Origin of the sequence: Pseudoalteromonas sp. T1lg24 (genome assembly GCF_002964745.1) — a bacterium.
In the GTDB taxonomy this organism is placed as follows: domain Bacteria; phylum Pseudomonadota; class Gammaproteobacteria; order Enterobacterales; family Alteromonadaceae; genus Pseudoalteromonas; species Pseudoalteromonas spongiae.
This window is the reverse complement of the sequence record NZ_PQCB01000016.1, coordinates 524,612-546,233: the sequence shown is the minus strand read 5'-3', so window position 1 is coordinate 546,233 and position 21,622 is coordinate 524,612. Positions and strand designations below refer to the sequence as shown.

At 40.3% G+C, this 21,622-nt stretch carries 17 protein-coding genes and 2 tRNA genes; 11 read left to right on the top strand and 8 right to left on the bottom strand.

Translation table 11 applies throughout. The features are described from left to right. Positions 1–14: 14 nt before the first annotated feature. Together C2M30_RS09925 and C2M30_RS09920 are read right to left on the bottom strand one after the other, a co-directional pair. Positions 15–992: a pentapeptide repeat-containing protein gene (locus C2M30_RS09925; protein WP_105171518.1), complete on the bottom strand. Its 978-nt coding sequence runs from the start codon at positions 990–992 to the stop codon at positions 15–17. Positions 993–1,048: 56 nt separating this feature from the next. Beyond that, complete coding sequence (locus C2M30_RS09920; protein WP_105171517.1) at positions 1,049–2,695, bottom strand: response regulator; 1,647 nt, start codon at positions 2,693–2,695, stop codon at positions 1,049–1,051. 60 nt (positions 2,696–2,755) lie between these two features. On the opposite strand from C2M30_RS09920, the gene C2M30_RS09915 reads away from it, so the two are divergent. Continuing rightward, entirely contained in the window at positions 2,756–3,448 is a 693-nt protein-coding gene (locus C2M30_RS09915) for a M48 family metallopeptidase (protein WP_105171516.1), read from the top strand. 25 nt (positions 3,449–3,473) lie between these two features. Here C2M30_RS09915 and C2M30_RS09910 read toward each other — a convergent pair. Beyond that, positions 3,474–3,558, bottom strand: a tRNA-Tyr gene (locus C2M30_RS09910). Between the two features lie 508 nt (positions 3,559–4,066). Beyond that, a tRNA-Tyr gene (locus tag C2M30_RS09900) sits at positions 4,067–4,151 on the bottom strand. A gap of 112 nt (positions 4,152–4,263) precedes the next feature. Here C2M30_RS09900 and C2M30_RS09895 point away from each other — a divergent pair. Beyond that, positions 4,264–4,773 (top strand): VC2046/SO_2500 family protein, encoded by a 510-nt coding sequence (locus C2M30_RS09895; RefSeq protein WP_105171515.1) that lies wholly within the window; start codon positions 4,264–4,266, stop codon positions 4,771–4,773. Between the two features lie 483 nt (positions 4,774–5,256). On the opposite strand, the gene C2M30_RS09890 is transcribed toward C2M30_RS09895, so the two are convergent. The 3 genes from C2M30_RS09890 to C2M30_RS09880 form a co-directional block, all read right to left on the bottom strand. Continuing rightward, complete coding sequence (locus C2M30_RS09890; protein ID WP_105171514.1) at positions 5,257–5,715, bottom strand: YchJ family protein; 459 nt, start codon at positions 5,713–5,715, stop codon at positions 5,257–5,259. Between the two features lie 30 nt (positions 5,716–5,745). Then, complete coding sequence (locus C2M30_RS09885; protein ID WP_105171513.1) at positions 5,746–6,183, bottom strand: SulA-like leucine-rich domain-containing protein; 438 nt, start codon at positions 6,181–6,183, stop codon at positions 5,746–5,748. Between the two features lie 83 nt (positions 6,184–6,266). Next, the gene (locus C2M30_RS09880) at positions 6,267–6,737 is read right to left on the bottom strand and encodes a tetratricopeptide repeat protein (protein ID WP_105171512.1); all 471 of its coding nucleotides are present in this window, start codon (positions 6,735–6,737) and stop codon (positions 6,267–6,269) included. 256 nt (positions 6,738–6,993) lie between these two features. On the opposite strand from C2M30_RS09880, the gene C2M30_RS09875 reads away from it, so the two are divergent. The 5 genes from C2M30_RS09875 to C2M30_RS09855 all read left to right on the top strand — a co-directional run bounded on the left by C2M30_RS09875 (position 6,994) and on the right by C2M30_RS09855 (position 11,580). Next, on the top strand, positions 6,994–8,283 hold the full coding sequence (locus C2M30_RS09875) for an NCS2 family permease (RefSeq protein WP_199775879.1): 1,290 nt from the start codon (positions 6,994–6,996) through the stop codon (positions 8,281–8,283). A gap of 45 nt (positions 8,284–8,328) precedes the next feature. Continuing rightward, positions 8,329–9,378 (top strand): CDP-glycerol glycerophosphotransferase family protein, encoded by a 1,050-nt coding sequence (locus C2M30_RS09870; RefSeq protein ID WP_105171511.1) that lies wholly within the window; start codon positions 8,329–8,331, stop codon positions 9,376–9,378. A gap of 68 nt (positions 9,379–9,446) precedes the next feature. Next, positions 9,447–10,517, top strand: coding sequence for a CDP-glycerol glycerophosphotransferase family protein (locus C2M30_RS09865; protein WP_105171510.1), 1,071 nt, complete (start codon positions 9,447–9,449; stop codon positions 10,515–10,517). Between the two features lie 21 nt (positions 10,518–10,538). Next, positions 10,539–10,982 carry an adenylyltransferase/cytidyltransferase family protein gene (locus C2M30_RS09860; protein WP_105171509.1) on the top strand — a complete coding sequence of 148 codons (444 nt, stop codon included), beginning with the start codon at positions 10,539–10,541 and terminating at the stop codon, positions 10,980–10,982. Further along, positions 10,960–11,580 carry an SDR family oxidoreductase gene (locus tag C2M30_RS09855; protein WP_105171508.1) on the top strand — a complete coding sequence of 207 codons (621 nt, stop codon included), beginning with the start codon at positions 10,960–10,962 and terminating at the stop codon, positions 11,578–11,580. Before C2M30_RS09860 ends, C2M30_RS09855 begins: the two co-directional genes overlap by 23 nt. 114 nt (positions 11,581–11,694) lie before the next feature. Here the strand turns inward: C2M30_RS09855 and C2M30_RS09850 are convergent, their stop codons facing one another. Then, positions 11,695–13,305, bottom strand: coding sequence for an alpha-glucosidase (locus C2M30_RS09850; protein WP_105171507.1), 1,611 nt, complete (start codon positions 13,303–13,305; stop codon positions 11,695–11,697). 646 nt (positions 13,306–13,951) lie between these two features. Here C2M30_RS09850 and C2M30_RS09845 point away from each other — a divergent pair. Genes C2M30_RS09845 through C2M30_RS09830 form a run of 4 tightly spaced genes read left to right on the top strand, consistent with a single transcriptional unit; the run spans position 13,952 to position 21,599 of the window. Further along, positions 13,952–16,747, top strand: coding sequence for a TonB-dependent receptor (locus C2M30_RS09845; RefSeq protein WP_105171506.1), 2,796 nt, complete (start codon positions 13,952–13,954; stop codon positions 16,745–16,747). A 54-nt stretch (positions 16,748–16,801) separates the two neighbouring features. Further along, positions 16,802–18,298: a tryptophan halogenase family protein gene (locus C2M30_RS09840; RefSeq protein ID WP_105171505.1), complete on the top strand. Its 1,497-nt coding sequence runs from the start codon at positions 16,802–16,804 to the stop codon at positions 18,296–18,298. Then, positions 18,299–20,101, top strand: a complete 1,803-nt coding sequence (locus C2M30_RS09835) for an alpha-amylase family glycosyl hydrolase (RefSeq protein ID WP_105171504.1) — start codon at positions 18,299–18,301, stop codon at positions 20,099–20,101. Between the two features lie 4 nt (positions 20,102–20,105). Beyond that, positions 20,106–21,599: an MFS transporter gene (locus C2M30_RS09830; RefSeq protein WP_105171503.1), complete on the top strand. Its 1,494-nt coding sequence runs from the start codon at positions 20,106–20,108 to the stop codon at positions 21,597–21,599. The last annotated feature ends 23 nt before the right edge of the window (positions 21,600–21,622 follow it).

The window sequence follows — 21,622 nt, the reverse complement described above, 5'->3', positions numbered from 1 at the left end:
TAAGGGTGTTCACGCTAACGCGTCATTTTCTTAACGAAAACTACCACAAACAGGGCTAGAGAGAAGCTACCGCAAAAAGCTTCGACAGCGGCAATAAATCGGGAATAGCCAAGAGGCGTTATGTCACCGTATCCTAAGGTTGTAAAGGTCACTACACTAAAGTAGAGGCTGTTAACCAGCGCCATTAAATTTTCTTGCGTGTTTTGCGTTGAACTGAACTGAATTGTGTCGCCATTAAAGCTTACGCCAAACGTAAAGTAACCAAGTGCGCAAAGCAGAATCAGCATCATCGAAAAGAAAATAACGTTTACAGGGCGCTCGCCATAGCCGCACAAGATATCGAAAAACTTAGAGGCAATGCGATGTCTTGAAAATTTGGGATATTGATGCCTGCGCATAATCAGTACTTTGTGATTAAATTTGCCTGATAGCTCTAACAGTCCTTGATTCTCTGCGGCATTTCGAAGATCGCGATAGATCTCTTCAGATTGTTCAAAATAATCTAGTGCTATGTCACTGTCGTTTTGTTTTTCAGCTTTTCGCGCAAGATTTTCTTGCAATAAGGTGTTGCCCAACTTCATATTATCGATACGTGCGCCGACTAGTTTGATGCCAAGCAGGTTTGTTCCCTCTAATTTGGCGCAATGCAAATTGGCGTCACGTAAATCGGCTTTCATCAGTGAGGCATCACGAATACAGGTATTGTAAAGATGCGCGTTTTGCATATTTGCGCGATAAAAGTTGCTGTACGATAGGTCGAAATCTTCACCGTGGTGATTGACTAGGTTAAGCCCGGTAAGGTCAGCTCGTTTTAGCTGTAAGCCTTTTAATAAACCGCCGCGTTTGGCATAGCGCTCTAATTTTTCTGTTAACGCTAAGCCACTTTTATCGTATTTTTGATCGTGCCAAAAACAATAGCCGCCACCCATATCAAGCTCACGACATTGCTCGTTTTCAGGCGATACATATTTACATTTTGGTGCATTGCTCATAAATCAAAAATATCAGATATTGAATTCTTTAAGCCTAGCACTTAGCTAAGGTTTTGCTAATTTGATTGTGAATAAAGTTTAGCTAACTTGTTGTATTCAAACTTAAGATCTTCAAGTCGTTTAGCATGTTGACGAGGTAGTGCCATGCCTTCAACCAAGCGGAAATTACTGCGACATTTTTCCAAAATAACATCGGCTGCTTGATTTGCACGAGGCAAAAGCTGTAATAGGGCTTGCAGTAAGTTAAGTGCGCTCCCCGTATTCATAGGTGCGTATTTAAGTGCCATTTCAAATTGCTCAATAGCGTTTTGAAAATCGCCTTGTTTATACAGCTCAATGCCACGGACATTATGCTGCTCAAACTCGGTCTGATGATTTGCAAGCGACTCGTTACGCTCTTGTAATTGTTTAAGGGTTTGCCCATCGCATTCGTTCAGCCCTTTGTACTTTTCAAGCTGCGCGTTGGCATCGTCGAATTCACCTAAATCAAACAGTGCCATAACAGAATCAGGCAATACCGAGCTACTTAATGATTGTTCAGCAATATAAGGCGCTATCATTTTTTTCGCATCTAAAAAGTCGCCTTCACTGACACTTAATCGCGCTTCGCAAAAAGTATTAAACTCTTTAAACAATGCATGTTGCTCCGTAACGGTAGGGTCGTTTTGTGCTTGACGTAAACTCCCTTTAATTTGATTACTTAGGTCAGCTTTTTCTTCTTTTGAGTTAGCCAAATGGAGTTGGCTGAACATGGCACGAATGTAGTTAAACTGATAATCAATATGGGCAAATGCGGTGCCTTTAGACATGGCAAGTAGGGTGCCGTGTGCTTTAATAAGCGCCTCAAGATCGTTGTTAGCTTGTGCGATTTCAGCGAAGGTTTTTTGCCTTGCAAATGAATGCGGTGAAATATTACAACTTTGTTCGATAAGGAAAAGTGATTCTTTCCCTTGATCAATATGGTTTAAACATAAGGCTTTAATGTCTAAGGCGTCGATATTAAAGCGGTTTTGCCCGAGTAATTCGTCACAAATACGAATTGCTTTGTCGTATTGCGCCAAAAACATGCAAGTTTGCGCCATATAAGTTAGCGCCCAAGTGGGCCGTGCTGTTGCTAAAATATTACCAAGTAATTCAAAGGCATTTTGGTATTGCCCTAAATCAAAGTAGATCTGACAGACACGTTTATAACAAAATTGGGCATTACGCGGCCTATCTTTGGCTATTTTTAAGTAAATTTGCACTGCGGCTTCTAGTTGACCGTCTTCGATTGCCTGATTCGCGTCAAAAAATAACTTCTTTTTATTGGAGAGCTTACTTAAGCGTGTTTTTAACATACCACTTGAAAACGGCTTAATTAAATAATCGTCAGGCTCAATTTCAAGTACCGACAAAACAACTGAGCGAGTACTTTCCCCTGTAACTAAAATGGAAATACTGTGGCGAGATAATTTGTTTAAATACTTAAGCTCTTCTAAAAACTGTTTACCATTTCGGCCTTGTCCAAGGTTATAATCGATAAACACAATATCAACAGAATCTTTGTCAATTTTATTAAGCGCGGCTTCGCCGGAATCGTAAAATGAGACATTATTGGCACCCAGTTGTATCAACATACCTTTAAGCAGTTGTTGGAACGATTTCTGGTCATCAATAATTAAAATGGACTTATCTTTGAGTGGATTTTCGCTGTTTTGACTCATTTATATACAGATTAGCGCTAGATTCTTATAACTATAGCAAGTTAACCACAATAGAAAATAATGTCGATCAAATATCAGTTAAAACGCAGTAAAAATCGTAAAACACTCGCCATAAAAATTAAAGCAAAAGAAGTGTTTGTTTATGCCCCTATGCATTTAAAACACGACTTTATTGAACAATGGTTAATGCAAAAACAAGATTGGATTAATAAACACTTAGAAAAGCAGATTAAACGTGTTGATGCAGCGTCGGTATTAACGCAAAAGACTTTCACTATTTTAGGTGAAGAGGTTAATTTAGCATTTGTTGAAGGGCAGGTAAAAAGTAACGTTGAATTAGTTGACGGGGTACTGTCTATTAATACATCGCGACGGGTAAAAAATGTAAGTGATAAGCAGCTGGCGTTAATCGCTGATTTTGCAAAAAGTAAACTTACTGATTATTGCAGCGCTAATGCGCAGCGATTGGCAACGCAAATCAAGAAGTCATTTCACAGTGTAAGTATTAAACATGTGCGCAGTCGTTGGGGCGCATGTGATTCGAAACGACGATTACAATTTAATTTGCAGCTAGTAAGTGCGCCATTATGGGTAATTGAATATGTTGTTGCACATGAGGTAGCGCATTTAAAAGTGATGGATCATAGCCGTAGGTTTTGGCAAACGGTTGAGAGCATCTATCCAGATTATCGAAAAGCTGAAAGCTGGCTTAAAGAAAACGGATATAAATTGGATATATTTAAGCTTGAATAGATTTAGATGAGCTTCAGAGAGAAAGTGGTGGAGGGGGACGGATTCGAACCATCGAAGGCAATGCCGTCAGATTTACAGTCTGATCCCTTTGGCCGCTCGGGAACCCCTCCACTGAAGTAGGCGCAATATTAGTGAAGCTTTATCTTACTGTAAAGCACTTTTTATAAAAAAGTGGCCAACCGCTCAAAATGCAATCATAACAGCTAAATTTCATACAAAACCACTCAAAGTAACCGCCAAAAGAACTTTTGTTATTCATATTTGATGTTCGTGACACATAGGGACACAAGTTAATTTGTTTGTTTGGAAAAGAATAATTTATGTTAGGCAGTGACGCTCGATTATTTGTTAACGTAATCAAGCGCTAAATTACGTGCTGTGAATACACGCATTTTTGATAACGAGTAGGTCAGTGTATTTTGCGTGTTGAAATTTAAATTATACGTGTGTAATTAATCGCTAAGTGAATATCAATAAGCTAAATTAGTTGACTTAGCACCAGATAGCATTTCACTTTTTGGAATTTGGAATTTGGAATTTGGAATTTGGAATTTGGAATTTGGAATTTGGAATTTGGAATTTGGAATTTGGAATTTGGAATTTGGAATGAAAGAGAAGTGGTGGAGGGGGACGGATTCGAACCATCGAAGGCAATGCCGTCAGATTTACAGTCTGATCCCTTTGGCCGCTCGGGAACCCCTCCACGAGAACGAGGCGAATATTAACAAACTAAAAAATTAAGTAAAGGTTTAAGCTAAAGTTTTTTTGAATTTTGTCGATAACAGCTTTGTTATTAATCAGATTGACTATTAAAGATGCAAATCGAACAAATCATCACACATGAAGCGCAACTTGGAGAGCAACTTTCTCACAGTGTTAAAGAGCAGCGCCATTCTGATTTTGCACTTTTACTTTCTTTATTAAGCAATGATGCGACGGAGTTTTCGCAATTTCAGCTAATAAAAAGCGAAAAGTCACCGACTGTTGATCCGGTTCTTTCATACGCTAAGGTCGCAGCAGGCCCGAAAAAGCCATTAGCAAGTGAACCGTTTAACGGCTTGCTTGGCGAACACAATCGTACATTGTTAGAAAACCAAGGATTAATCGCGATTCAATTTAATGAATGTTTAAAGCCTGAACCTTTCACTTGTAAGAATGATAAAAACTACATTCCGCCCCTAGTTGTTGATAATTGCCCGCCTGCGGTGCAAAAGAAGTTGCACAGTGCTAAACAAGTGGGGCTTAAGAATAACGAAATGGATATCGACAATTTCTATCAAAGTATTGAAAAGAGCCAAGAGTACAGCTTCGCTTCTGTCGCTTAGTAAAGCTGGCCGTAGCGGTTCAAAGGGCTCTTTTGTTAAATACTTACTGAATCTTTCGTAACGTTAATCTTTGTATAAATAGCGGCAGTTAATAGCGTGCTTGCCATTAAATATATATTTGACGGGTTTATGTCTTTTTTCAAAATGCGTTACGTGATTGGTCGTTGGTCGGGGAGTGGCTTATTTTGTGGGCTAAATACTTTGCTTTTCGTTCGTAATTTAACCAAAAGGAAAAGTTAAGCGGAAAAAATTGCATAAAAAGCTTATCGCGAAACTCAATTATTATCATCCAGTTGCATTATCTGAATATATCTAAAAGAATGGGTATTTTGGTATTTGTAGATGGGTTTTGAGAAATAGGGGGCGCTATCTAATTGGGCCACCCTATTAAAACTTTCAGTCAACGTCTTAATTTTGGTGATAGGCTAAGATAATGTTGCTTAGGCTAAGACTATATACATTTAAAAAGTGATTAAGACCTACTTAGTTACCATGACACTTTTTAAACTTTTTACCACTACCACATGGACAGGTATCGTTTCTGCCTAGCTTAGTTTCGTTATGAGGGGTAAGGGTGCCATCTAAATAGCGCCATTGATCTTCTTCAATAATAAAGTTTGATACTTCTTCTAGCTGGCAGTAGTAGCCGTCGCAAATATACTCTGCTTTAAAATGCACTTGGGCTGAATCGCCTTGCTCATTAAAACTATTCACCGTAAGTTTTATGAAATCAGCAAGTTCAGCAAATAACTTTATTTCTCTAACACTGTTTTCGGCACGTTTAGCTAGTGCATAGGTGTTATGAATATATTCACTGTTATTTACACAGTATGCAGAATAGCGAGAGCGCATTAGCTGCTCTGCATTATCTGCTTTTTTTTCACCATTGATGATGGGTGCACAACATTGCTCAAATGTTTGTGCTGTTCCACAGTAACACATAAATAGATTTCGTTTTTCAAAACCAGCATTTTAGCAGAGAGTAGGGTTTGCCGTCACACCTTTGCTAGCTGCAAAGTGGTAAAAATAGCCATTAAACTCTGTTTGGTTTGCATAGAGTGAACTAAGCGTTACTTCATCAAGCATATTTGTCCACGATACAACTGCACCAAAATTGCCATTTTTTAGCGCCGAATTAACCACGTATTCAATATTAATAAGATGGCGCTGGCGAATAATAAGCAGTTTGCTGTGGTCGATAGATAAACTTTCTAACAGGGTTTTACTTGGTACTGCATCGGGTGCAAGCAGCAATGTCCATTTATTTTCGCAGGTATGCTTTTGCAGTATTTCAATAAGTGCCAATGTTTCTTGAATGTCATCTTGCACATTAATAACTTTCAGCTTGTCTGTATCTTGTGTTGAAACCTTTACTGCGTGCTGTGATGAAAGGTGTTGAGCTTGTAACATAACGATACCTGTTTAAATATACAGTGGAATTATCTATACAGTAGTTTATACAGTATTTTGTTTCAAGCACTTTTTGTTATTTTTTACACAATTTTTTCAGATTGGATTATTGCGTTATTAATATTCTCATATAAATCAGCAGCTTGCTTTTTGGCATCGGTGATTTGTTTTGCTTGGAGTAGCGGCTGTAGCTTACCAATTGCCTCTACGGCTTCTATCGAGCCTTGGCTTTCAGCTAGGTATAACCAGGTATATGCGTGATACACGCTTTGCGGTAATCCGGCGCCTTTTGCGAACATCATACCTAAATAAAACTGCGCTTTTACATGACCTTGCAGGGCAGCGAAACGCATATATTTGGCAGCACCAACATCATTTTTGGCTTTTGACATAGTGACTGAGGTTGCAAACAAACGTTCGGCATCTTGCTCTACAATGGTGTGGGCTTTTTGTGTCAGTTCTTTTTTGATCGCAAGTAATGTAGAAAGAATGAGGCGTTCTACTTCCTCTATTGTTAATGAATCTACTTCAATGGATTTATGTTCGTCGGACATATGCTTCCTTATTGCTAATCAACCTAAGACAAGGTTAATAACTTTTTTACGGTGATTGTTAGAAACGTTCCGATTAAAATGTGTTTTAAAAAAGTATGCGTGGTGAACGTTTATCTTAATTTAAGCGTGATGAATTACCCTAAGTTTAGAAGCTTTTGTTTTTTTCACTTAATTTCATTTCGAAATGACTTAAAAATTTAATTTTTGCTGTGTCACTGGTATGATCATCGCCCCCTTAAGACACAGTAACGAAATCATGTTTGAGCAACTTTTTAAAATTAACCAACAGGGCAGTACGGTTAAACGTGAAGTGATCGCTGGCATCACCACATTTGTCACTATGGTGTACATAGTATTTGTAAACCCTGCAATGTTAACCGAAGCAGGCATAGACCAAGGCGCAGCATTTGTAGCCACCTGTTTAGCCGCAGCAATTGGTTGTTTTATTATGGGGTTTTGGGCCAATTACCCAATCGCACTGGCACCAGGCATGGGGCTTAACGCATTTTTCACATATGGTGTTGTGCTAGGTATGGGCTACAGCTGGCAAAGCGCACTTGCCGCGGTGTTTTTCTCTGGCATTATCTTTTTACTTTTAAGTTTATTTAAAGTGCGTGAGTGGATTATTAATGCCATTCCTCTTGTTTTAAAGCGCGCAATTGCCACCGGTATTGGTGCATTCTTAGCGTTAATCGCCCTTAAAAACTCGGGTATTATTGTGGCAAGCCCTGAAACCTTGGTACAGCTTGGTGATATAACCCAAGCGGGCCCGTTACTTGCAATTATTAGTTTCTTTTTTATCGCAGCGCTTTTATACCGAGATATTAAAAGTGGCGTGCTGTTTAGTATTTTAGGTGTCACCACTATCGCGTTAGCATTTGGCTTAGTTGAATATAACGGCATTGTTTCAATGCCACCATCACTTGCACCGACCTGGATGGAACTGGACTTTGCCAGCGCACTAGAGCTTTCAATGCTTAGTGTGATTTTTGCTTTCCTTTTTGTCGACTTATTTGATACCTCAGGCACACTTGTTGCGGTGTCACAAAAAGCCGGTATTGCTGATGAAAAAGGCAATATTCCACGTATGGGCCGCGCTCTTAGTGCAGATAGTTGCGCAACGATCGCGGGCGCAACGTTAGGTACATCAACAACGACTTCTTATATTGAGTCTGTTGCTGGGGTATCGGTTGGCGGCAAAACAGGTTTAACCGCCGTTGTTGTTGGTATCTGCTTTTTATTAATGCTGTTCTTTGCACCGCTTGCGGCGATGGTGCCGGCTTACGCCACAGCTGGCGCAATTTTATATGTTGCTGTATTAATGTTACAAAACTTAAAACTGATTGATTGGGATGATATGACAGAAGCCGTGCCTGTGGCCGTTGTATTATTAATGACACCGCTTACGTTTTCGATAGCGCACGGTATTGCATTAGGTTTCATTGCTTACACAGCAGTAAAAGTAATGTGCAATCGCGCTGAAGAAGTGAGCATTAGCGTTTGGGTGTTATCTATTCTCTTTGTGGTTAAGTTCGCTCTACTATAAAAATAAACGGGGCGCTGTTTGCGCCTTTAACACAACGGATTATTTATGCGTAAGTACCTTTTCTTTATCTCTCAAAATTACAGTTATGCGATTTTACGCCCGTTACAGCAAGAAATTTGGCGCCGCGGTGGCGAGGTTGCTTGGTTTTTGTGGGGTAATGAAGTTAATGCGAACTATTTAAAAGAAGATGAGCAGGTACTTAAATCAGTTGATGTGGTAAAAGCATTTAATCCAGATGCGGTATTTGTTCCTGGTAATACGGTACCGCGCTTTTTCCCAGGCGTTAAAGTGGCGGTGTTCCATGGTTTTAACGCAGGTAAGTTAAATCGACGCGGTAACAATGACCATTTCAATATTCGTCAATGCTTTGATTTATATTGCACCCAAGGACCAGATACTACAGAACCGTTCAAGCAGCTTGCCAAGCAACATGGCTATTTTAATGTGGTCGAAACAGGCTGGCCTACGCTTGATCCATTATTTACTGACACGCTAACCGAGCCGACAGCCAATAAGAGTAAGAAAACGGTGTTAATGTGCTCGACGTTTTCTCGCAATTTAACGTGCGCACCGCATTTGTTCGAGCAAGTTAAAAAACTCAGCACAACGGGAAAGTGGCAATGGCTAGTGCAATTTCATCCTAAAATGCCAAAACATATTGTTGAGCAATATAAATCCCTTGAAAGCGAACATTTACAGTTTGTTGAAACCGATAACGTATTACCGCTGCTTAAACAGGCAGATGTGATGTTGTGCGATACATCGTCAGTGATTCAAATGTTTTTAGTGCAAAATAAACCGGTCGTAACGTTTAACAATATTGATCCTAAACCGTATATGGTTAATTTCACTGAGCCTAATTTACTTGAAGAAAAGCTGTCATATGCATTGCAATCTCCACACGACCTTACTCAGCAGATTGGCGAGTATATAAAGCAATTGCATCCGTATCGCGATGGGCAATCGAGTGGCCGAGTACTGGATGCGGTTGAGAAAGTATTACTTGGTGAACTTACTGTTGAAAAAACTAAGCCACTTAACTTTATTCGCAATTTTAAGCTAAGAAAAAAGCTCAAATACTGGAAATTCAATTAAAAAACTTTGCCTGATGTTAAGTTTTTGTGAGATCATAAAAATGTCACATAAATCGTTTAGGCAGTTCAATGAAGGTTATTTTTGATATTCAACATCTGTATTATTTACCGCAGTATTTACCGGTAATTGATGCATTAAAACAGCATAAAACAGATATTGAGTTAGTCGCTTACAAAACAGATGATAATGACTTAAACCGCATAGTTGAAAACGCTTTAAACGACACCCAGTTAACTTACAAAATTGTAGGCAATTGGCAAGACGCGTTAGCACATTATCTCGCACAAAAAGCCGATTGGATTGTGTTTGGTAACGCCGTATCTGATTTAGAGCAACTCCATAACGCAAGCAAAACGGTATTGATGCAACACGGCGTTGGCCCTAAAAGCTGTTATTACGATGTATCGAAAAACCCAACCACAGTGCGCTTTGTTGAAGGTGAAAAGCGCCGAGCTAATCTTCAAGCCATGTTTCCAAACGGCAATTTTGTAGATAGCGGTTATGCCAAGCTCGATCCTGCGATTAATCGCACATCACTTAAGCTCTCATTAAGCGCGCTTGGTTTAGATGAAAATAAGCCGACAATTCTCTACGCGCCAACATTTTATCCAAGTTCAATAGAACTATTTTCTGCGAATTTTGCCAACGATTTTGCAGACTACAACATTATTTTAAAGCCACACTTTTTCTCGCTAACTAAGCCGCGTTACACTAAACAAAAAGCCATATTAGAATCGTGGGCGGTCAGTGATAATGTCTATTTAGCTGGCGTTGATGAGTATAATTTGTTGGAGTTTATGGCTATTTCAGATGTCATGCTGTCGGATGCATCGTCTGCTATCTTTGAATTTGCAGCGTTAGATAAACCCGTTATCTGGTGTGACTTCTACAAATTACGTTGGGGTTATCGCGGTATATTTTCGTTCCGTTTTAAAAAGCGCATAGATGAAAGTATTACAGTGTTTCACGAACTCTGTGATAGGGCGGCGAGTTATCAAGCTCTTAGCGAAGTAGTTGCAAATGCGGTTAAAAACCCGCAAATCAAACAGTCAATAAGAAAGCAAATATGTGATGAATACGTGGGCAAGCTCGATGGTAAATCGGCAGAGCGTATTTGTGATTATTTAATCTCACATTAACACGAGTTAAAAGAATATATTATGAGTAAAATTGTTTACGTATCAGGCACCTTTGATCTGTTTCACCGCAATCATTTGAAAATGATTGAATATGGCAGAGGACTTGGCGAAACCTTAATTGTTGGGGTAAGCACTGACGAGCTTGTGTGTAGCTATAAAAACCCACCTGCGGTACCTTTTGAAGAACGTATTGCGATTGTTGAAGCGCTAAAACACCCTGATGTGGTTATTCCACAGCGCTCGTTAGAGCATACACAGCGCATAAAAGATCTGAATATCGATATTTTTGTGGTAGGCGATGATTGGCGTGGTAAATATGATTACCTTCGCGAACTTGGTGTAAAAGTATTTTATTTCCCGTATGGTGCAGGTGTAAGTAGCTCAAACTTAAAAGAGCGTATTTACGACCAATACAGAAACCTAATAGATAAGTCGGATAAACATGAAAACCCAGATATCGTCTAAAAAATCAATTTTAATTACTGGCGGTGGTGGTGATTGGGCACAAAGCTTTGCTAACGAATTTAGCGATGCCTTTGATATTACCTTAGTGTCACGCCAACAATTGGATGTAACGCAAGATAGCGAAGTAGCCTCTTATTTAGAAGGTAAAGCGTTCGACGTTGTTATTAATAATGCTGGCTGCATTCACCCAAATCGATTACTTGAATCCGATTCAGCTGAGTGGATCCAAGATATTTCAGTGAATTTAATTGGCACTTATTTGGTAAGTAAATACGCGCTGAAAAATAATCAAAATACGTTGATCATTAATATTTCATCAACTGCTGGGTTTAACGCTTATAAAGATTGGTCATCGTATTGCAGCTCAAAAGCAGGTGTGATTACGTTAAGCAAAAGCATGGCAAATGATGGTTTCGAGGTGATCTGCATGGCGCCCGGTGCAATTGAAACTAAGTTTAGGGATAAGTTTAATATTCCTAACAACAATATCATGACGTGTAGCGAGTTTAGCAAACATGTTGTTGATGTTCTGAACGGCCAATACCAAAGTGGTGATGTACTGTTTATTCGTAAAAATGAGTTTGTACTTAATCCATAATTCAAAAAAAAGGCTAACCCAGATGGGTTAGCCTTACGTTCACATGGGAAGAACAATACGTAATTCTTTCAATTAGTTAAAATGGTAATTCCATTTACCCTGCGTTAGTAATTTTTACACGTCCTGTTTTGCAAATATCACATAGCCAAAGCCACTTAATGTCGCGCTATCATAATGGTGTGATTTAATTACTTTACCTTGTACGTCAACCGCTTGGCTTTGGTCGCCTAGGTTGAAATAACAGACTAAAGTTTTGCCGTTATAGCTGCGCTCAAAGCCTAAAATATGTTCGTCGCTTTGCGTAAATTTAATATCACCAAAAAGCAGCGCATCATATTGCTTGCGCCAAGCTAAAAATTGTTGGCAATGCACTAGCGCTGAAGTATCGTCAGCTTGCTGTGCGTCAATCGCGACATCTTTATGCGCGTCAACTACCGGTAACCAAGGTTCAACAGTTGAGAAACCACCGAATTCATTTTCACGCTGCCAAGGTAATGGCGTACGACAGCCATCACGACCTTTAAAGTTTGGCCAGAAGGTAATGCCGTAAGGGTCTTGTAATTGCTCAAAGGTGATTTCAGCTTCACCTAAACCTAATTCTTCACCTTGGTACAAACACACACTGCCACGCAAACTTGCAAGTAACGCATGTAGCATTTTTACTTGCTCATGATTAACAATACCGTTCTTGTTCCAGCGCGACGCAACGCGTTCTACATCGTGATTGCTAAATGCCCAACACGGCCAGCCTTCAGTCATTTGCGACTCAAGGGTTTCAACTGTGTTTCGAATGTAACTTGGGCTGTAGTCTTTTGTTAATAGCTCAAAACTGTAACCCATGTGCAGTTTGTCGCCACCTGCTGTGTACTCATTCATGGTGGCAAGTGAATCTTCAGATGAAATTTCACCAAGGGTCACAGCGCCAGGGTATTTGTTCATTAGCGTGCGAATAGCCTGCATAAATGCCAGGTTTTCAGGCTGGGTGTTGTTGTAATAGTGATACTGAAATGCGTATGGATTATCTTCACTAAACCCACGGCCTTGCCTTAAATGCTTTGGCTTTGCAGGGTTATCACGCAGTTGCGCGTCGTGATAACAAAAGTTAATAGCATCTAAACGGAAGCCATCTACACCGCGAGCTAACCAAAACTCAACGTTATCTAATACAGCATTGCGCACATCTTCATTGTGGAAGTTTAAATCGGGCTGCTGGGTTAAAAAGTTATGCAAATAGTATTGGCAGCGACGCGGCTCCCATTGCCAAGCGCACCCGCCGAAAATAGATAACCAGTTATTTGGCGGTGAACCATCTTCATTGGCATCAGCCCACACATACCAGTCGGCTTTATCGTTTGTTTTGTTTTCACGACTTTCAATAAACCAAGGGTGTTGATCTGAGGTATGACTCAATACTTGGTCAATCACAATTTTAATATCGCGCTGATGAGCTTGCGCGATGAGTTCGTCAAAATCAGCAAGTGAGCCAAATAATGGGTCGATATCGCGATAGTCGCTTATGTCGTAACCAAAATCTTTCATTGGCGACTTAAAAAACGGCGAAATCCATACAGCGTCAACACCAAGCGCTTTAATATAATCCAGTCGCTTTATTATTCCCTGTAAATCGCCAACACCATTATTCGTAGTGTCTTGAAAGCTGCGTGGGTAGATTTGGTAAATTACCGCGCCTTTCCACCAATTTAGTTGCGCTGTTAGTTTCGACATCGTTTTCTCATTACTATCTGATGCTAAATGCTTTTTTACGTTTGCGTTGCCATTTCACAGTATCTGTTTACTGCGAATAACGGTCAGCTTACGTCATATAGCGGCTGCGAGTAAAAAGCCTACATACGTATGCAGTGAAAATAGTTGTAAGAAGAGAAATCTTTGGAACGATGTTTATTGGTCACACTAAATAACCAATTTTAATATTTATTATTAAAATGTACTAAAATAAAGGTTCAAATTGGTAATACCAATTTATCATTGGTTTTGTGTTGCACCTTTTAAGTGCAGGTTATATTCACTTTGTGCTGAATTTGCACTGAATTGGCCCGTATTTGTGATGATTTTATGTCATTTTCTTTAAGTTAACGTTTTGTTTAACGCTATTTTTAAAAAAGACTTATTAATCAATGTGTAACAAAAAATAAATGTAAAATATTTGTAACCAAAAGCGCCGTTGCATAAATTTGAATACGTATGCAGTTTGTTGTCGTTGCTAAATTTATAGCGTTACTATCACTGTCGGCAACAAACGCGAACTCATTTGGTGCAACTGCTACAAATACTGTCAGTAAGCTATATTCGTTTAGTGATGTTATTTCGCACCATGATTTGCACTAGCAATAGTCAATCGGGAACAAAATTTATGTCTATTTTCAAACCAAGTATGCTGACGCTGGCAATGGTCGCAGCAGGTGTAGGCTCTGCAAACTTATATGCTGCAGACAACCAAAACAACGATAAAGAACAAGAAAAAGAAGTTGAGGTTATTGAGGTTACAGGCTTTCGCGCAAGTTTAGTTAAAGCCATTAACACCAAGCGCTTTTCACCAGAAGTGGTTGAATCAGTATCAGCAGAAGACATCGGTAAATTACCAGACTCTTCAATTGCAGAATCAATTGCACGCTTACCTGGTCTGGCCGCTCAGCGCTTAGACGGTCGCGCAAGTCGCGTTACTATTCGTGGTTTTGGTGAAGACCATGTTGGCACAACATTTAATGGTCGTGAACAAGTATCGATAACCGATAACCGCGGTGCAGAATTAGATTTATACCCATCAGAAATCATGAGCGCGGTAACGGTTTATAAAACGCCGAGTGCCGATTTAGAAGCATCGGGCCTTGCTGGCGTTATTGATTTGCAAACAATTAAACCGCTATCAATGGATGAGCGCGTTATCAAAGTTAACGCCATGTATGAGCAAACGGGCTTTGAAAAATTAAATCCAGATGCTGACGATAATGGCTTTCGCGGTACACTGTCTTACATCGACCAATTTGCCGATAACACTCTAGGTGTGGCAGTTGCATTTAATACAATGTCATCACCAAACCAAGAAAAGCGTTGGAACTCTTGGGGCTACCCTGAATTCACGGGTGATGATGGTAATACCTATTCAATTTTAGGTGGTGCAAAGCCGTTTGTACGTTCATCTACCTTAGAACGTGATTCAGTTATGGCGGTGATTGAATATGCACCAAGCGAAAATCTACGTATGGTATTTGATAGCTTATATGTAGATTTCGTAGATGAAAAAATTCTCCGTGGTATCGAAGTGCCATTTGCTTGGGGTCAAGGTTCAATCAGTGCGGATAACGCAGTGGTAGACCCAGCAACAGGCTTTGTTACATCAGCGATTACTGAAGGGCAGCGTGTTGTAGTACGTAACGACTACGAAGATCGCAGCGCTGAACTTACATCATTTGGTTTTAATTTAGAATATGACTTAAGTGACTCTTGGTCACTTGAGTTTGATGCAAGTCACTCAAGTGTTGAGCGTGAAATCTGGAGTATGGAAAGTTATGCCGGAACAGGTCGTGGCGATGCACGTGGTGTTGCAGATAACCTAGGTTACGCATTTAACTCTGGCAATACAGGCGCAACCTTTAGCCATGAGCTGGATTATAGTGATTATAATTTAATTCAACTTGGCGGCCCACTTTCTTGGGGTTGGAGTTCTGCACTTAATGAAAAATACGGCGTTGTTGGTACTGAATATGAAAACCAATTGCAAGACGGCTTTTTAAATACCCCTGAAGTTGACGATGAGCTAAATGCACTTCGCCTTGCTGCTACCAAAGTAATTGAAAACGATTATGTAACGTCTGTTGAATTTGGTTTGTCTTACAGTGAACGTGAGAAAACCAAGCGCTCTGAAGGTTACTTCTTAACAGTATCAAGCTTCTCGTTAGATAACCCAGGTATGATGATGGTGCCAGAAGAGTACCGTTTAGGTACTGCAAACCTTGATTTCATCGGTATGGGCGACATGATTGCGTTTAACTCACGCGCAATGGTTGAAGATGGTTACTACGATTTACTGGCAGAAAGCTTAACCGATCCAAGCCACGCAACTAAATCGTGGACGGTTAAAGAGCAATTAACCAGTGCGTTTGTTAAAGCAAACATTGATACTGAAGTTGCAGGCATGCCGTTAACTGGTAATGCAGGTCTTCGCTATGTTAAAACTGAGCAAGAATCGCAAGGTAATGCTTTCAATACACAAGACGGCAAAGTTATTACATCGCCAACGCATATTGAACACGATTATGCACATCTATTACCAAGCTTAAACCTATCATTATCGATTGATGATGATCAGTCGGTACGCTTTGGCGCTGCGAAGACGATTTCACGTGCACGTATGGATGAAATGAATGCGTCAGTTAATGCTACTTACAATCAGCAGCCAGATGAAAATGGCAGTAACTGGGTAGTGAATGGTGGCAACCCGTCACTTGAACCGTACCAAGCAATTAATTTTGACCTAAGCTATGAAAACTACTTTAGCCCAGAAGGTTATTTTGCTATCGCGCTTTATCACAAAGATTTAAAAGACTGGATCTTTGATGGTAGCTATTCAATTGATATGACAGGTGTTGCAGATCCATCAACAGGCCTAGTACCTGCTAACCCAGATGGTACAGGTAATGGTAAAGTAAACGGTGGCGACGGCACAGTTAAAGGTGCAGAGTTCTCAGTCACATTACCGTTTAACTACTTTACTGATGCACTGGATGGTTTTGGTTTAATTGCAAGTCATACTGTTAATAGCTCAGACATGGTTGACCAAGATGGCAATGATTACGAAATTCCAGGTTTATCTAAGAGCATTCAAAACCTAACTTTCTATTATGAAAATTACGGTTTCCAAGCGCGTGCTAGCATGCGTAAACGTGATGACTTTAAAGGTGACGTTTATGGCCGCGGTTTTGACTCACAGCAAGTTGATATTCAAGGCGAGACGATTTGGGATGCACAAATTGGTTATGACTTCTCTGAAAGTGGCTTAAAGAGCCTAGAGGGCATGACGGTAACTTTCCAGGTGCAAAACATTACTGAAGAACCGTTTATCTCGTTATCAGGTGATAACGCATTGCAAGTACGTGATTACCAAGATTATGGTCGCACTTTCTTGCTAGGTGTGAACTACCAGTTCTAACCTGAATGTTGCAACAAAGCCCTGAAAAGGGCTTTGTTTTTATCTGAGGTTACCATGACAAATCAAATCAACAATGTTGTCATCGTCGGCGGAGGTACTGCTGGCTGGCTTACTGCAAGCTTACTTGCAAAAGTACTTGGCAAGCAGATTTCTATTACGCTAGTTGAGTCAAAAGACATCGCCACAATTGGCGTTGGCGAGGCAACCATTCCTCCTATCATTCCTTTTAATGCCGCCATTGGCATTGATGAAAAAGCCTTTATCAAAGCAACTAACGCAACTATTAAGCTTGGCATTCAGTTTGAAAACTGGGGGCAAAAAGGCGAGCATTATATGCATGCGTTTGGCAGTTTTGGTAAAGACTTTCCATTTTGTAATTTCTTAAATTACTGGCTTAAAGCAAAAAAACTAGGTGATGACAGCTGTTTTTGGGATTATTCAATAAACTACCAAGCAGCCCGTCGCAACCGCTTTAATAAATTAACGGCTATACCCAATACCCAATTACCCGGAATTACTTACGCTTATCACTTTGATGCCAACCTGTATGCGAAGTTCTTACGAGGTCATTCAGAAAAGCTCGGCGTTAAGCGCATTGAAGGAAAAGTAATTGAGGTTAAAACGGATGTTACAAACGGTTTTGTCACTGAGCTACTGCTAGATAATCAGCAACATATTAATGGCGATTTATTTATCGATTGCTCAGGTTTACATGGTTTATTGCTTGATAAAACCCTTAATGTTGGCTTTGAAGATTGGCGCCATTGGTTGCCATGCGATAGTGCTCTGGCTGTGCCATGTGAACATGGTGACAATGAAATCAAACCCTATACACGCTCAATTGCCCATTCTGCAGGGTGGCAATGGCAAATTCCACTTACTAATCGCATTGGTAATGGCCTAGTGTATGCATGTAAACACCTTTCAGATGACAATGCCAAAGCGTTATTACTTAATAATTTACCGGGCAAAGCACTTGCAGAGCCTAAGCTTATTCGCTTTCGCACTGGCCGTCGTTTAAAGCAATGGCATAAAAATGTGGTAGCGATAGGGCTCTCAAGCGGCTTTTTAGAGCCACTTGAATCTACTAGTATTCACCTCATCCAGACGGCAGCTACTCGTTTACTGAAACATTTCCCGCTGAAGGGCATAACTGATGAGGTAGTGACCGAATACAATCGTCAAAGCCAAATTGAATTTGAGCGTATTCGTGACTTTATTATTCTGCATTACAAATTAACGAAACGCGAAGACAGTGCATTTTGGCGCCAATGTAAACATATGGAAATACCTCCAAGCCTTGCTCATAAAATGCAGTTGTTTATTGAAAATGCCTTGTTTTTTAGACAAGACGATGAACTTTTTAGTGAAATTGCATGGCAGCAAGTGATGCTAGGACAAGGTGCTACGCCAAAACAATATCACCCATTGGCAGATAACCTGACCGATCAGCAATTAACCGAAATGCTGGCTAATTTAAAAGTATTGATGCGCCATACTAGCGACCAACTACCGTCCCATAACGAATTTTTAAAACGATTTGGTAATTAAATGAAAAAGAAGATGTATGCCTTATTTGCACTTTTAATGGTGTCGCATAATGGCAGTGCCCAATCAAAACTAGTTGAAGAAAAAAATGCAGAGCAAAAGCCTGTGGTCTATCAGGTGTTTACACGTTTGTTCGGAAACACAAATAACACCAATAAACCCTGGGGTAGCAAGGCTGAAAATGGTGTTGGAAAATTTGCAGATTTTACCCCGAAAGCGCTTAATGAAATAAAAGATATGGGTGTGAGTCATATTTGGTATACCGGTGTACTTCATCATGCAATGGCTGAAGATTACACACAGTTTGGCATCAGTTTAGATGATCCCGATGTGATAAAAGGACGCGCAGGCTCCCCTTATGCCATTAAAGATTACTATTCAGTTAACCCAGATCTTGCAAATAATCCGGCCAAGCGCATTGAAGAGTTTGAAGCACTGATTAAACGAAGCCATGCTGCGGGTCTAAAAGTAATTATTGATATTGTGCCAAATCACGTTGCGCGCCGCTATGAGTCTATTGCGAAACCTAAAGGTGTGATTGGCTTAGGTGAAAATGACGATACCAGCGTTACTTATTCCAAGTTTAATGATTTTTATTATATTCCTGGAGCAGCGTTTTCACTGCCTAAATTTCCTGAAGATTATTCACCTTTAGGCGGTGAAGCGCATCCATTAGTCGATGGCAAGTTTGACGAAAACCCTGCGAAATGGACAGGTAATGGCTCACGCGAAGCACAACCCGATTTTAATGATTGGTACGAAACCGTAAAAGTAAATTATGGCGTAAAACCCGATGGCAGCTTTGATTTTGCCAAATTACCAAGTGAGTATGCTGCTAAAAACTATCATGATGTTGTGACGTTTTGGCAAGACAAGGAATTGCCAAGCAGTTGGCATAAAATGCGCGATATTGCTTTCTATTGGTTAGATAAAGGGGTGGATGGCTTTCGCTATGATATGGCCGAAATGGTACCAGTAGAGTTTTGGAGCTATTTAAATGCGCATATTAAAACTAAAAATCCAGAGGCCACATTAATTGCTGAAGTATATAACCCTAAGCTTTATCGTGATTATATTCAGTTAGGCAAAATGGATTACCTTTACGACAAAGTGGGTTTTTATGACACCTTAAAATGGATTATGCAGGGTAAACAGTCAGCTACCACATTAATACCTGTGCATAATGAAGTGAAAGACATTGCCCCGCATATGCTTAACTTTTTAGAAAACCATGACGAGCAGCGTATTGCCAGCCCTGATTTTGTTGGCGATATGAATAAAGGCAAACCGGCTATGGTGGTGTCACATTTAATCAGTACGTCACCTACGCTTATTTATTTTGGTCAAGAAGTGGGTGAGCCTGGTGCAGAAAACGCAGGATTTGGCAGCGCAACACGCACCAGTATTTTTGATTATGTTGGGGTCCCTGAGCATCAAAAATGGATGAATCATGGTAACTTTGATGGTGCGTTGTTATCTAAAACGCAAAAAGAACTGCGCAGTTTTTATGTCTCGCTATTAAACCTTGCAAAACAAGATGCCATCAAATGGGGCGAGTTTACAGATGTCACCCAACAATTAGGTGCTGTAAACGACAAAGTTATTGGTTTTAAACGCCATACAAATAACCAAACCTTATTAGTGCTTGCAAATTTTGCAGATAAGCCTCAAATACTCTCGCTGCCATACCAAGTAAAGCATCAAAATTTACTTAAGTTTGCAGGCGATAACCAAATTAAAACTAATAACAAAAACACGCAATTCACGCTCGCACCTCAGGGTGCAGTTGTAGTGGCTGTGGAGTAACTTTATGACAACATCCGTGCAAGACAAACCAACACTGTCGTTTTGGCAAATATGGAATATGTGTTTTGGTTTTATGGGCATTCAATTTGGTTTTGCCCTGCAAAATGGCAACGTGAGCCGTATTTTCCAAACCTTAGGTGCAAATATCGATGAGATCCCTATTTTATGGATTGCCGCGCCGCTTACAGGTTTAATTGTCCAGCCGATAGTGGGTTATTTTAGTGACCGCACTTGGGGGAAATTAGGCCGCCGTAGACCTTTCTTTTTATACGGTGCACTGGCAACGACATTAGCACTGTGTATTATGCCAAACTCGCCGAGTTTATGGATTGCGGCAGGCATGTTGTGGATTATGGATGCCGCTATAAACGTGACGATGGAACCGTTTCGTGCACTAGTAGGTGATAACCTTCCTAAAAAACAACGTGGAATGGGTTATGCCATGCAAAGCTTTTTTATTGGTGTTGGGGCTGTTGTTGCATCTGCATTACCTTGGATGATGACCAATTGGTTTGGCATTAGCAACACAGCAGAAGCTGGTGTTATTCCTGATTCAGTGACTTTCTCATTCTATTTTGGCGCTGTGGTATTACTAATTGCAGTGCTTTGGACCATTGTAACTACCAAAGAATATAGCCCTGAAGAGCTGGCGAAGTATGAAGACCCAGAAGTAACGCTGGCTTACTCAAATAAAGGGCATTTGCCGTTTGCACGCATTGGTGCTGCGTTATTAAGCTTAGGTTTGGTAGTTTTAGCAGCGGTCTATGTGTTATCACTTGGTAAAGACATCGTTTTCTTAGGTGGCGCACTTAGCGTATTTGGTGGGCTCTTTTTACTTTCAAACAGCATGCAATCTAAAGGCAAGACAGATAACGGCTTTTACACAGTAATGTCTGACATGATGAGTATGCCAAAAACCATGAAACAATTGGCCGTTGTGCAGTTTTTTAGCTGGTTTGCGCTTTTTGCTATGTGGATTTATACCACACCCGCTGTAACCAGTTTCCACTTTGGCAGCAGCGATGTTGCGACGAAAGCGTATAACGATGGTGCTGATTGGGTAGGGGTATTATTTGCTGCTTATAACGGCTTTTCGGTAATTGCTGCGGTTGTTATACCGCTAATGGTGAAAAAGCTTGGCTTAAAAGTGAGTCATATGATCAACTTATTGCTTGGCGCTGGCGGCATGTTGAGTTTTGCCTTTGTTTCGAATAGCGATCATCTTATTTATGCCATGATAGCCATCGGCTTTGTTTGGGCGTCTGTTTTATCTCTGCCATATGCCATGCTCAGTAACGCCTTACCGAGCAATAAGATGGGCGTATATATGGGCATCTTCAACTTTTTTATCGTTATTCCGCAAATGTTAGCAGCAACTATTTTGGGCGCATTAGTACGCTTTGTATTTGATGGTGAGGCAATTTATGCACTTTCTCTCGGTGGCGTTTCATACTTGATTGCCGCCATTGCGGTAACGCGTGTGACCTATAACAAGTAAATGACAACAAGTGAAAAATTAAC